This window comes from Halanaerobaculum tunisiense (assembly GCF_054657635.1).
Genome location: NZ_BAAHYI010000001.1, coordinates 43,590 through 56,560, shown reverse-complemented (window position 1 = coordinate 56,560; position 12,971 = coordinate 43,590). Strand labels below are relative to the sequence as shown.

Genomic DNA, 12,971 nt, shown 5'->3' with positions numbered 1-12,971 from the left:
AGTTTACATAGCAGGTTTTGAATTTTAAGCCTGCTATATATGAGTAGTGGTTACACTCTCAGCCTAAGAATCCTCGTGGGCTTGCCCCGGGGAGGGTCAAAAAATGATATGTTTAATGAATAAGTTTAAATTAATATTTGTTTTACTATTGATTTTTTTATTTTCATCTACAGTTTTTAGTCAGACTGGGTTAGATAGTCAAACAGAAATTAACGGTAGTTTAAATTACAAAGAGAAAATAGCCTTGCCATCGCAGACAACTTTTAAATTATTATTAGTTAATAATCAAGCTAGCCAGATTGAAGATTTAATTATAACGAAGCAAGAAAAAGAGATTCATGGTCAAGTTCCGATTGATTTTAAGTTGAAGTTAGATAGAGACAAGATTGATTCGGCTAGTAATTACTCTCTTCAGGCAGTGATTAAATCTAGAAATAATCAAGTGTTGTGGCAGGGAAGTAAAAAGATTAATGATAGTGCTAAATTGGCTGAAAAGCAAGAAATATTCTTAAAACAGGTGCGTGGCCAAATTTCAAAAGAGGTGTTTAAAACTGAAGAAAGCTATTTAAAGTTGCTTGCTTTAGAGGGTCTAGCGCAGATCATTTATAAGGGAGAAGAATATATATTATCGCAGTTGCGAACTGCTTCTGGAGTTAAATATGCTAACGAACAAATAAGTTTTTGGAATAAAGGCGACGAAGCATTAATAGAAAAAGAAGATAAAAGAATTAAAGCAGAAAAGATAACTTTAGCTAATTATAATCCAGAAACTGTGCCTTTAAAAGCTTGGGGCCAAGAGCCATTCTGGTATTTAGAATTAGATGAAAAAAGGCTAGAGTTGAATTTCGGTTACGGAGAAAATAAACTGCTGATAGATAGAGATCAGATTAAGAAAGAAGTAACTCAGCAAAAGATAGTTTATAATGTGAATACTAGTTTATTAAATTTTCAGTTACAGCTAATTGATAAGAGGCATACTGATATAATGAGCGGAGAAGAATATCTCTATACTGTGAAACTTAAAATTGTTGATAAAGAGCTAGTTGGTGGTGCTTACAAATTATAATTAGTTAAAGAAGCTTTTAGTGAATTAATAGTTAATGCAAATAATGAGGAAAAAATAGGATTAGAAAAGCTGGTAGCGTGATTAGAGGAAGGTGTTGATCAGAGTATAAATGAAGTTAAAAGGACTGGTTTGAATGAAGCATTAAGATCTATTAAACTAGTATTTAATAATTAGGTCTAGTTTAATTGTTAATCTATAAAAAATTGATGCTATCCTTTTGAAAGATAGTTTTTGCAATATTTACTTTGTATGTTATAATACTACTTAGGCTAAAATGAATAACAAGCTGATATAATATAGATTATAGAATTGAAGGAGCGATCAGTTATGCCAGAGGATAAAAGATACTTCATCCGTACTTACGGTTGTCAGATGAATGAACATGATTCGGAGAAATTAGCTGGTGTACTAGAAGATGAGGGGTATACCTTAGCTGCTGAATTAGGAGAAGCAGATGTAATTATTCTCAATACCTGTTGTGTGCGAGAGAATGCTGAACTTAAAGTGTTTGGTAAACTAGGAGAAATCAAACAATTAAAAAAAGAAAATCCAGAATTGATTGTAGGTCTTTGTGGTTGTATGATGCAGCAAGAAGAAGTTGTCAATAAGATTAAACAGAGATATAATTTTATAGATATTGTATTTGGGACACATAATATTCATAGATTCCCTGAGTTATTAACAGAAGCCCAGGACAAGAGTAAAAGTTTAGTAGAAGTCTGGGATGATTCTCGGGAAGCAATTGGCCAAATGCCCACTGATAGGGAGAACGACCATAAAGCTAAGGTGAATATTATTTATGGTTGTGATAACTACTGTACTTACTGTATTGTTCCTTATGTGCGTGGTCAGGAGAGAAGTAGGCCCCGTGAGGAGATTATTAGCGAGATTAAAGAGTTAGTAGCTGATGGAGTTAAAGAGGTAATGTTGCTAGGCCAAAATGTTAATTCCTATGGTCAAGATTTAGAGCAGGAGATTGATTTTGCTGATTTATTAACAGAAGTTAATGATATTCCAGGATTGCCGCGGATTAGATTTATGACTTCTCATCCGCGAGATTTTAATGATAAGTTAATAAAAACAGTAACTAATTTAGAGAATGTCTGTGAACACTATCATTTACCTATCCAATCAGGTAGTAATCGACTTTTAAAAAAGATGAATCGTGGTTATACTAAAGAGGAATACTTACAGTTAGTAAGTGAGTTAGAGGAGAGAAAACCTCAAGCTGTAATTACTACTGATTTGATTGTAGGTTTTCCTGGCGAGACAGAAGAAGATTTTGCTGAGACTATGGAAATCTATCAGGAAGTTGAATTTGATAGAGCCTTTACTTTCATTTACTCCCAGCGAACAGGCACTCCAGCAGCTAAGATGGATGATCAAGTGCCTGAAGAAGTAAAAAAGGAACGACACCAAAAGTTACTTGATTTACAAAGTGAGATTGGTTTACAGAAAAATCAGGAATTAAAAGGATCGACAGTAGAAGTATTAGTGGACGGGCCAAGTAAAAAAGATGCTACGAAAATGTCGGGTAGAACTCGGACTAACAAGGTTGTTATTGTAGAATCAGATCAGGATTTGACAGGACAGCTAATTGATGTTAAAATTAATAAGGTACAGAGTTGGACATTATTTGGTGAGATCGTAAATTAAGAAAGGGGATTTTACTTATGGCAATTATGGAAAAAGCACAAGATTTAGCTGATGCAATTGTTGATTCTGAAGAATATAAAGCACTTAAAGATATTGAAGCTAAGGTAGCTGAAGATGAGGAAGCTCAAGGTATTTTACAGGAGCTACAAGCTGAGCAAAAGAAAGCACAGATGGCGCAGATGAATGGTCAAGCTGTAGCTGATGAGACTAAGAACAAATTACAGTCTTTACAAGCTAAGATGGAAGACCATGAGAAGTTAAAAGAACTAATGGGTGCGCAAGAGAAGTTTAATGAAGTAATGGAAACAGTTAATAAAGTTATCTCTGGTGCATTAAGTGATGAAGAAGATTGTCAAGATGATAATTGCGGCGAAGGTTGTTGCTAACCTTTTAAGCTATAAGCTACCTCTAGGCCATTTGGCTTAGAGGTTTTTTTATTGGTTTCTATTTTTTATCTAACTATAAATATGGTATAATATAATTCATAGAATTATAATAGGTTTGAAGTAACTATTTGTCGCAGGAGGGATTGATTGTGTCGGATTTAACGCCGTTAATGCAACAGTACTTTTCGATTAAAGAAAAATACCAAGAAGAGATTTTATTTTTTCGGTTAGGTGATTTTTATGAGATGTTTAATCAAGATGCTAAGACAGTAGCTAGAGAATTAGAAATTACATTAACCTCGCGGAATAAAGGTGGCGGAGAAGAAACGCCAATGGCAGGAGTGCCTTGTAAATCAGCTGAGTCTTATATTGCTCAATTGATTGAGAAAGGTTTTCGGGTGGCTATTTGTGAGCAGGTAGAGGACCCAAGTGCTAGTAGTGGTCTAGTTAAGAGAGAAGTCGTCCGGGTGATTACTCCTGGTACAATAATAAATAATGATCTATTAGAGGATAAAGATAATAATTATTTAGCAGCTATAACAGGTGCTAAGCAAGGGTATGGTTTTGCTGTAGTGGATGTGTCTACAGGAGAATTTGTGACAACTCAATTAAAAGGTGCAAATCAAGGAAACAAAGTAATTGATGAATTATCAAGAATCAATCCGTCAGAGATACTATTAACTGAGCAAGTACAAGCTACAGCTAAAATTACAGATTTTATTGCCCAGCAGTTGACTTCAAGTGTAACCGAAATTGAAGATTTTGCTCAAGATGAGGCTTATCGCTTATTGACTGATCACTTCAATGTAGCTAATTTAGAAGGCTTCGGGTGTCAGGACTTACCATTAGCAACTAAAGCTGCTGGAGCAATACTAGACTTTTTGTTGGAGACTCAAAAGCGTAGTTTGCACCATATTAATCAACTAGCTACTTATTCTACTACTGATTATATGGTCTTAGATGCTAATACTCGGCGTAATTTAGAATTAACTAAGACAATGCGGGAGAAGAAAAAACGAGGGAGTCTGCTCTGGGTACTAGATGAGACAGTAACTGCTATAGGTGGTCGAATGTTAAAAAAGTGGGTTGAGCAGCCATTATTAGAATTAGACAGAATTCAGAATCGTCTTGCTGGGGTAGAAGAGATTACAGAGAATATCTTTGTTAAAGAGGAACTTAAGGAGTTACTAAAGGAAGTTTATGATATCGAGAGGTTATTAGGTAAGATCACTTATGGTTCGGCTAATGCGCGGGATTTGATTTCACTGAAAAGTTCTTTAGATATCCTACCTGATGTTGAACAAGCTCTAACTCAGTTTAAGACCCCTAAATTAAATCATCTCCAAGACCGACTGGATAAGTTAGAAGAAATAGCCGAATTAATCGATAAGGCAATTAAAGATGATCCAGCTTCTACATTAACTGAAGGTGATATTATTAAGAAAGGGTATGATGAAGAACTGGACGAGTTATTAGAGGCTATGGAGCATGGTAAACAATGGATTTTAGATTTACAACAACAAGAACGGGAAAGAACTGGTATTAGTTCTTTGAAGGTTGGTCATAATAAAGTTCATGGTTATTATATTGAGGTAACTAAGGCTAATTTAGATGCTGTTCCTGATGATTATGTGCGAAAACAGACCTTAACCAATAGTGAACGGTATATTACCCCAGAACTAAAGGAGAAAGAATCAACTATTTTAGGGGCCCAGGAGAATAGTAAAGAATTAGAGTATGAACTATTTATAAAGGTTAGGGATCAAGTAGCTGCCCAGACAGAGCGGATTCAGCAGTCGGCTACAGTTTTAGCTGAATTAGATGCTTTATTATCTCTAGCTGATGTAGCTTTAAATAATGATTATACAAAACCAGAGGTTACAACCGGAGAGCAGATTAATATTGATAGTGGTTTTCATCCAGTAGTTGAAGAGATGATGGAAGAAGAAGTATTTGTTCCTAATGATACTTATTTGGATCAGGCAGAGGATCGTTTCTGTATTATCACTGGGCCTAACATGTCAGGGAAGTCGACTTATATGCGCCAAGTAGCTTTAATTACTTTGTTGGCCCAAATTGGTAGTTTTGTCCCTGCTGCTAAGGCACAATTAGGGATTGTTGATCGGATCTTTACTCGAGTGGGGGCCTCAGATGACCTAACTACAGGACAGAGTACTTTTATGGTGGAGATGAATGAAGTAGCTAATATTTTAAATAATGCTACTGAGCAAAGTTTGATTATTTTAGATGAAGTAGGACGAGGAACTAGTACTTATGATGGGTTAAGTATTGCTTGGGCAGTAACAGAATATATTGCCAATCCAACTCAGATAGGGGCCAAATCCCTGTTTGCTACTCATTATCATGAATTAACTGAATTAGAAGATACTTTGCCAGGAGTTAAAAATTATAATGTGGCCGTTGAAGAAGAAGGGGACGAAGTTGTTTTCTTGCATAAGATTGTTCCTGGTGAGGCAGACCAAAGTTATGGGATTGAAGTAGCTGAGTTAGCTGGAGTGCCTAGTTCAGTAATTGATCGTTCGCAGGAGATCTTAGCTCAGTTAGAAGAAAAGGAAGAAGAAAAGGTCAAAGAAACAGTTGTTGACTCCAATCCAGTAACAGAACAAGAGGAGTTAGAAGAGGCTAATCGGGTAGAAGAAGAGAGTCAACTCTCATTATTTAATAGTCAATCTAGTCCAGTAGTAGAAGAGTTAAGTAAGTTAGATATTATGTCCTTGACTCCTTTAGAGGCTATGAATAAATTACATCATCTGCAACAACAAGCTAAAGAAGAGAGGGAGTAGGCTAAGGATAAGTTTAAGATTGAGTTTAAGACTAAGTCCAAGATCAAGGGCGAGGTTGAGGATGAGGTTAGGGACAAGGCTGAGATTAAGATTAAAACTAAGATTGAGGTTAAGGACAAGATTGGAGTTTGGGTTTTGAATTTAATTGTAAACTTTAAATTGTAAACTGTAAACTAATCAGGAAAGGAGGAACAAAAATGGGCCAAATTCAGTTATTAACAGAAGAAGTAGCAAATAAAATAGCAGCTGGAGAAGTAGTCGAGAGACCAGCATCAGTAGTCAAGGAATTAGTGGAGAATGCTATTGATGCAGGTAGTAGTCGGATCCAGATTAAAGTTAAAAATGGTGGAAAAGACTATATTCAGGTAATAGATGATGGAGAAGGACTAACAACCGAGGATGTTCAGTTAGCTTTTGAGCGCCATGCTACTAGTAAGATCAGTCAGGCTAATGATTTATTTACTCTCCGAACATTAGGGTTTAGAGGAGAGGCTTTACCTAGTATTGCTGCTGTTTCTAAATTAGAGATAACGACTAAGACTGAGGATAGTTTAAGTGGTACTAGGCTGGAGTTGGTAGGAGGCGAAGTTAAACAGCAAGAAAGTTGTGGTTGTCGACAAGGAACGAATATTATAGTCCGGGATTTGTTTTTTAATACGCCAGTTAGATATAAATATCTCAAGAAAAATTCTACTGAGATTGGGCATATTAGTGATATTGTTAATCGGTTAAGTCTGGCTTATCCAGAGATTAGTTTTTCTCTAGAACATAATGGCCGCAAGATAGTAGAAACAGCAGGCAATGGAGAGTTATTGGATGTTATCTTTAATATTTATGGTCGCAAGGTAGCGGCTGAAATGATTCCTGTTGATTATCAGGATTATCATATGGAGTTAAAGGGTTATATCTCTAAACCAAGTGTAACTCGTTCTTCTCGTCGCCATCAATCCTACTTTGTTAATGGTCGGTTTATTAAAAGTGGATTGCTAGGAAAAGCAGTAGCAGAAGCTTATCATACACTGCTAACAGTTAATCGGTATCCTATTGTGGTCTTGAAGTTGAAATTAAATCCAGTTCATGTAGATGTTAATATTCATCCTACTAAGTTAGAAGCTAAATTCAGCCGTGGTAATCTAGTCTATCAGTTAGTCAATGAAGGCGTTAGTCAAGCTATTAAGGCTAGTGATCTAGTACCAGAATTAAAGCTAGAAGAAGATAAAGCAGAAGATCAATCCAATCAAGAGTTTAAACAAAATGAGTTGGATTTAGAGCCCCAAAAATCAACTACTAAGCAAGGTAAAAACTCAGCTAGTCATCAACCGAAAAAATCTCCTTCCTCAACTACTAAGGAAGAAAAAGCCCACAAGATTGATACTTTATTGGGAGGAGCTGATACTGATTCAGAAGTCTCAATCAAAGAAGATCAAGAAGACTACCAAGCAAATTTTAATTTAGTACCGTTAGGTCAGATTCATCAGACTTATATTATTGCTCAAGGTCAAGACGGAATGTATATTATAGATCAGCATGCTGCTCACGAGAGGATTATTTACGAAGAATTATTAACTAAATTTCGAGCTCAAGAAGTACAGATTCAGGAATTATTAGTTCCTCTTCAATTAGATTTAACCCACCAAGAAGTAGAGTTAGTAGGAGACAGAGAGGAAGAATTAAAGCAGTTAGGATTTGAGTTAGAAGAATTTGGAGGAACTAGTTATCTAGTGCGCGGAGTTCCTTTACAATTATATAATTTAGATGATAAGCAGTTAATTCTAGATTGTATTGATCAATTATTGGAGGAAAGAAAGACCACCTCTGAACAGTTAGTAGAAGAGTTTTTAACTATGCTGTCTTGTAAGAGTGCTATTAAAGGTGGGGATAAATTATCAGTTGAGGAGATGAATCACTTATTAGATCAAGTTAGAGAGTATGATGTAACTAATTGTCCTCATGGTCGACCTGTTGTCATGCAGTTATCCAAAAAAGAGCTAGAAAAGAAGTTTAAACGAAGGTAGCATTAAATCAATTGATAATTAACAATGAACAATTTACAATTAAAATCAAACCCAAATACTAATTGTACATTGTAAACTGTAAATTGTAAACTGATATAAGGAGTGATATTATGCGGGAATCAATAGTAGCTATTGTAGGTCCTACTGCTGTAGGTAAGACAGAATTATCATTGGAGTTGGCCCAGGATTTAGAAGGAGAGATTATATCTGCCGATTCAATGCAGATTTATAAACAAATGGATATTGGAACTGCTAAAGCTCCTCCTGAAAAGCGAAAAGTTGTGCCTCATCATATGATTGATATTTTAGATCCGGCTGATGAATTTAGTGTAGCTGATTTTCAAGGTCAGGTTGATGAATTAATCCCGGAGATTGCTAAGCGGGATAAACTGCCTATGTTGGTAGGAGGAACTGGATTATATATTAAATCTTTAATTCAGGGTTTCTTATTTCCTGATATGGAAAAAGATTGGGAGTTACGGAACCGTTTGGAAGCAGAAGCGGAAGAAAAGGGAACAGAATATGTTCACGATAAGTTAAAAGAAATTGATCCTACTTTAGCTGATAAGTTACACCCTAATGATGTGCGGAGAGTAGTTCGAGGGATTGAAGTCTACCAGGAGACAGGAAAGACTATTACTCACTTTAAAGAAAAGGCTAAACAACGACCTCCTAGATATGATGCAGTTAAGATTGGATTATGGCGCCAGCGCGAAGAGCTTTACGATCGGATTAACCAGCGAGTTGAGCAAATGATAGATCAAGGATTAATAGATGAGGTTAAGAATTTATATGAGCAAGGATATGATCGGGAATTGACTTCTATGCAAGGATTAGGCTATAAAGAACTCATAGGTTACTTTGCAGATGAATATGATTTAGAAGAAGCGATTAGATTAATTAAACGCAACACCCGCCACTTTGCTAAACGTCAACTTAATTGGTTTAAGCGTGATGATAGTATCCATTGGTTTGATGTAGGTGAGTATGATTTTGCTGAGTTAGTTGCTGAGGTGAAGAAGGTAGTTAATGAAGAACTTAGCTAGGGGGTTAAAGCTAAATGAAGTATAGCACACAGGTAGGTAAGTTAATTACCAAACTACAAGAAGAAGAAGTTACTGCAGTGGAGATGCAGAGTCAACTTAGTTGTCAAGGGTGTAATTGTGGTACTGAGGAACATGAAGAGTATATTTATTGTCCACTTATCGAAGGATATTTATGCCGAATCTGTTGTACTTATGAAGTATGTAATGACCACCAGTTGGTGAATGATATTTTAGACCAGGAACTATTTTCTTCTGCTAATGAGATAAGGGTTTTATGTGATAAATACTGTTCTAGTAGGGAGTACATAACTATAAAGTAATTAGAGGCGGTTAGCGCCTCTTTTTTGTTTTTTGATTCTTTTTAGTTATTTGTAGACATATACTTTAGAAAAAAGGGAGGGAGAGAGAATGTCCTTCAATAGTGATGAAGCTACTAGAAAGGAGGTACTGCGTCTTTTTGAAGCAGGGGAAATCTCTATCTCCCAGTTATTCACTTCACTAGATAGAGAGGAGACGATATCTTCTGACCAACAAGAGAAGGTATCTACAAGTGGAGTTCAAAAGGTTATGGATCGCTTGGATAACTTGGTAGGGTTAGAGAAGATTAAGCGCTTGGTAAAAGAATTAGAAGCTTTTATTAAGATTCAACAGGAGCGAAAAAAAAGACAGCTTAAGTCTGATTCTTTAGTCTTGCATATGATTTTTAAAGGAAATCCCGGCACAGGTAAGACTACAGTAGCTAGAATCTTAGGAGATTTATTTAAAGAGTTAGGGGTGTTAGAAGAGGGCCAACTTAAAGAAGTTGAACGAGCTGATTTAGTGGGAGAGTATATAGGCCATACAGCTAAAAAGACTAGAGAAGTTATAGAGGAAGCAATAGGAGGGATTCTATTTATTGATGAGGCTTATGCTTTGGCCCGGGGAGGTGAGAAAGACTTTGGTAAAGAAGCAATTGATACTTTAGTAAAGCAGATGGAGGATAATAAAGATAACTTGATTATTATTTTAGCTGGTTATCCAGCAGAAATGGAGCAGTTTTTAAATAGTAATCCTGGTTTAACCTCTCGATTTCCCATCCAAATTGAATTTGAAGATTATACGCTAGATGAATTAGTAGAAATTGCTAATTTAATGTTACAGGAGCGGGAATATAAATTAACTTCTCCAGCTGAAACTAAATTATATAGTTTGTTGGCCCAGATTAGACAGAACCAAGGAGTGGAAGTAGGTAATGCTCGGACAGTGAGAAATATTATTGAGCAGTTAATCCGTAAACAAGCTAGTAGATTGGTTAACCAGGAGGATATTAGTCGTCAGGCTTTACTAACTTTGACTAAGCAGGATTTAAATAAATTGTCAGCAACTGATTTTTAATTAAGATTATACTGGAGGGAGAGAATGACTTCGGCTATACTAGTTGGTCAACCTAATGTAGGAAAGACTTCCTTTGTGATCAACTTTGCGCAGTATTTAGGGGTGGAAGAAGTAGAACTGTTGGTAAGAAGGTCAGCAGGATTTGTAGCTACTGAGACTTATCTAGTCGATTCTGCTTTAGAAAAGTTAACTGCTACTACTTCTCATACGACTAAGAAGCTACAGAGTATTAAACTTAATCTGCCAGTAGGGAAGCAAGATAAAGAATTAAAGTTAGTTGATAGCTGTGGTTTGTTAGCCGGTATACATCCGGAAAAGAAGACAAGACAGGCTATGTCTCAGACATTACAGCAAGTATTTACTAGTCAGATTGTTCTACATATGATAGATGTAAGCAAATCAGATTTAGAACATCAGCTACCTCAGATTGACCAGGAACTCTATAATTTTCTCCAGGATAAAATGGAATATAAAATTTTAGCTAATAAGATTGATCTAGATACTGGACAACAAGGGTTAAATTCCTTATATCAGTTAGTAGATCAGAGATTAGTACTCCCTATTTCAGCTCTCTATCAATCAGGGTTTGCTGAAGTTAAGAAATTTCTACTTAATCAGATATAAAAGGGGGAGAAAAGATATTTGCTGTTAGTATAGTGGTTTTATTATCTGGGTTAGCCATTAAATTAATGGATGATTATCTGGATCAGGAGCTAGATAGGTTGAATGATAAACAGACATTAGCTCTTACTTTACAGCGGGGGGTACTGCCTTATACTTTATTATTATTTAGCTTTGCTGTTGTAATTGATTATCAATTAGCAACTTCTTTGTTTTGGGCTAGTTATATTGTGGGAATGGGGTTTAGTAGTCATACTTTACCAACAGGACTAAAGAGTTATCAAGAATCCTTAATTATGACTATATTAGGTTTTTGGCTATTAGGAGTTAAGGATTTTTTATTTGCTTTAGCAGTAATTTCTTTTCTTCATTTAATTGATGATTATATAGATTATTACGCCCAGGAGTATGTTAATCGGAGAAACTTTGTTAACTATCTAGATGAAATCGGTACTTTATTGTTGGCTATGATTTGTTTAGGTATTGCTATAGGAATTGATTGGAAATTAGCTATTATAATTATTAGTAGTACGCCGATTATTACTTTTATTATAGGATAGGAGGGGCTAACTTTGTTGGATATACTTTTATTTCTCATTGTATTCACAATAGGTTATCTCGGAGGTCGTTTTGTAGGATATAAACAAGGATTCCAGGATGGTTTTTTTACTGCACCTTTGATTTTTAGACAACAGAGTTTAGAACAACAAAGATGTGTCTTATGTAATACAGATGTGGATAATTTTTCTTTGAAGCAGGAAAAAAGTTAATTGTATAGAAAGTATAGATTTAGGTAAAAATAATGAAGATGATTTACAATAAAGGAGGAGATTATAGTGGCTGGACAATTTAATCTACAAGATAAGTTTCTTAATCAAGCTCGTCGAGAGGATATTCAAGTAACTATCTTTTTGGTTAATGGAGTGCGTTTATCAGGAGTTATTGAAGGCTTTGATAATTTCACTGTTGTAGTGCAGACAGATAAAGGGCAACAATTAGTTTATAAGCATGCGATTTCTACTGTAGTACCTGCTAAAGGAATCGATAACTTATTTGATCAAGAGTAGGATCTTACTTAGCAGATAGTGTAAGGAGGAATTAGGCGATGGAATTTACTAAGATGCACGGGCTAGGCAATGATTTTGTACTAGTTGATTGTTTGGCAGAAGAAGTATCTCAGCCAGCCCAGCTAGCTACGCGAATTTGTGATCGTAATTTTGGGGTAGGAGCAGATGGGTTAGTTTTAATTTTACCTTCTGACCTATCAGAGGCAGATTTTAGGATGAGAATCTTTAATCCCGATGGTAGTGAGCCCGAGATGTGTGGTAATGCTATTAGGTGTTTTGCGCAGTATCTTTACGAGCGTGATCTGACTGATAAGCTACAGCTGAAGGTGGAGACTCTAGCTGGAATAATTAAACCAGAACTGATTCTTAATGAGGGTGTTGTTGAGTTAGTTAAGGTTGATATGGGTGAGCCGAAGCTAACCAGAAGTCAGATTCCTATGACTGGTCAGCCTACAGATCAAGTTGTAGCCGAGACGATTACTGTAGCTGGACAAGAAGTAGAGGTTACCTGTGTTTCAATGGGTAATCCCCATTGTGTTATTTTTGTTGATGATATAGAACAGGCTCCAGTAGAGGAGTTAGGTCCTCAATTAGAAACACACCAGGCTTTTCCTGAGGATACAAATGTTGAGTTTGTGGAAGTAGTTAATGATTCAGAAATCGAGATGAGAGTCTGGGAACGAGGAGCTGGTGTTACTTTAGCTTGTGGAACAGGAGCTTGTGGTTCTACAGTAGCCTGCCAGCTAAATGAGTTAACTGCTGATAAGTTAACAGTCCATTTGTTAGGTGGCGATTTAGTGATTGAATGGAACGAGCAAGATGGTCATGTCTATATGAGTGGGCCAGCAACTGAAGTATTTACTGGTCAATGGCAGTTATAGCTAGTTAAGGCGGGGGCAACCTCGCCTTTTTTTGTATTAACCAAATTGATTCTGG

At 36.0% G+C, this 12,971-nt stretch carries 13 protein-coding genes; all 13 read left to right on the top strand.

Annotation, left to right across the window (positions count from 1 at the left end):
• The first annotated feature begins 103 nt into the window (after nt 1–103).
• The 13 genes from ACYQ3D_RS00255 (at nt 104) to dapF (ending at nt 12,916) form a co-directional block, all read left to right on the top strand.
• Nucleotides 104–1,066: a YbaY family lipoprotein gene (locus ACYQ3D_RS00255; protein WP_459834862.1), complete on the top strand. Its 963-nt coding sequence runs from the start codon at nt 104–106 to the stop codon at nt 1,064–1,066.
• Nucleotides 1,067–1,393: 327 nt separating this feature from the next.
• Nucleotides 1,394–2,722, top strand: coding sequence for a tRNA (N6-isopentenyl adenosine(37)-C2)-methylthiotransferase MiaB (miaB, locus tag ACYQ3D_RS00250; RefSeq protein ID WP_459834860.1), 1,329 nt, complete (start codon nt 1,394–1,396; stop codon nt 2,720–2,722).
• 17 nt (nt 2,723–2,739) lie between these two features.
• A complete protein-coding gene (locus ACYQ3D_RS00245; RefSeq protein ID WP_459834858.1) occupies nt 2,740–3,108 on the top strand; it encodes a YlbF/YmcA family competence regulator in 369 nt (122 codons plus the stop codon).
• Nucleotides 3,109–3,257: 149 nt separating this feature from the next.
• On the top strand, nt 3,258–5,912 hold the full coding sequence (mutS, locus tag ACYQ3D_RS00240; protein WP_459834855.1) for a DNA mismatch repair protein MutS: 2,655 nt from the start codon (nt 3,258–3,260) through the stop codon (nt 5,910–5,912).
• A 197-nt stretch (nt 5,913–6,109) separates the two neighbouring features.
• Nucleotides 6,110–7,927, top strand: coding sequence for a DNA mismatch repair endonuclease MutL (mutL, locus tag ACYQ3D_RS00235; RefSeq protein WP_459834852.1), 1,818 nt, complete (start codon nt 6,110–6,112; stop codon nt 7,925–7,927).
• Nucleotides 7,928–8,037: 110 nt separating this feature from the next.
• A complete protein-coding gene (gene miaA / locus ACYQ3D_RS00230) occupies nt 8,038–8,973 on the top strand; it encodes a tRNA (adenosine(37)-N6)-dimethylallyltransferase MiaA (protein WP_459834849.1) in 936 nt (311 codons plus the stop codon).
• A gap of 14 nt (nt 8,974–8,987) precedes the next feature.
• Nucleotides 8,988–9,293 (top strand): hypothetical protein, encoded by a 306-nt coding sequence (locus tag ACYQ3D_RS00225; protein ID WP_459834847.1) that lies wholly within the window; start codon nt 8,988–8,990, stop codon nt 9,291–9,293.
• Between the two features lie 88 nt (nt 9,294–9,381).
• Nucleotides 9,382–10,347: an AAA family ATPase gene (locus ACYQ3D_RS00220; protein WP_459834845.1), complete on the top strand. Its 966-nt coding sequence runs from the start codon at nt 9,382–9,384 to the stop codon at nt 10,345–10,347.
• Between the two features lie 24 nt (nt 10,348–10,371).
• A complete protein-coding gene (locus ACYQ3D_RS00215) occupies nt 10,372–10,971 on the top strand; it encodes a GTPase (RefSeq protein WP_459834843.1) in 600 nt (199 codons plus the stop codon).
• Nucleotides 10,972–11,003: 32 nt separating this feature from the next.
• Nucleotides 11,004–11,528, top strand: a complete 525-nt coding sequence (locus tag ACYQ3D_RS00210; RefSeq protein ID WP_459834841.1) for a hypothetical protein — start codon at nt 11,004–11,006, stop codon at nt 11,526–11,528.
• A 12-nt stretch (nt 11,529–11,540) separates the two neighbouring features.
• Nucleotides 11,541–11,738, top strand: a complete 198-nt coding sequence (locus ACYQ3D_RS00205; RefSeq protein WP_459834838.1) for a hypothetical protein — start codon at nt 11,541–11,543, stop codon at nt 11,736–11,738.
• 63 nt (nt 11,739–11,801) lie between these two features.
• Nucleotides 11,802–12,035 (top strand): RNA chaperone Hfq, encoded by a 234-nt coding sequence (gene hfq, locus ACYQ3D_RS00200; RefSeq protein ID WP_459835448.1) that lies wholly within the window; start codon nt 11,802–11,804, stop codon nt 12,033–12,035.
• A 38-nt stretch (nt 12,036–12,073) separates the two neighbouring features.
• On the top strand, nt 12,074–12,916 hold the full coding sequence (gene dapF, locus ACYQ3D_RS00195; protein WP_459834835.1) for a diaminopimelate epimerase: 843 nt from the start codon (nt 12,074–12,076) through the stop codon (nt 12,914–12,916).
• Nucleotides 12,917–12,971: the final 55 nt, after the last annotated feature.

Coding starts and splice junctions, on each gene's coding strand:
- miaA (WP_459834849.1), top strand. CDS start 8,038: ATGCGGGAATCAATAGTAGCTATTGTAGGTCCTACTGCTGTAGGTAAG.
- ACYQ3D_RS00255 (WP_459834862.1), top strand. CDS start 104: ATGATATGTTTAATGAATAAGTTTAAATTAATATTTGTTTTACTATTG.
- dapF (WP_459834835.1), top strand. CDS start 12,074: ATGGAATTTACTAAGATGCACGGGCTAGGCAATGATTTTGTACTAGTT.
- ACYQ3D_RS00225 (WP_459834847.1), top strand. CDS start 8,988: ATGAAGTATAGCACACAGGTAGGTAAGTTAATTACCAAACTACAAGAA.
- ACYQ3D_RS00245 (WP_459834858.1), top strand. CDS start 2,740: ATGGCAATTATGGAAAAAGCACAAGATTTAGCTGATGCAATTGTTGAT.
- ACYQ3D_RS00215 (WP_459834843.1), top strand. CDS start 10,372: ATGACTTCGGCTATACTAGTTGGTCAACCTAATGTAGGAAAGACTTCC.
- miaB (WP_459834860.1), top strand. CDS start 1,394: ATGCCAGAGGATAAAAGATACTTCATCCGTACTTACGGTTGTCAGATG.
- ACYQ3D_RS00220 (WP_459834845.1), top strand. CDS start 9,382: ATGTCCTTCAATAGTGATGAAGCTACTAGAAAGGAGGTACTGCGTCTT.
- mutL (WP_459834852.1), top strand. CDS start 6,110: ATGGGCCAAATTCAGTTATTAACAGAAGAAGTAGCAAATAAAATAGCA.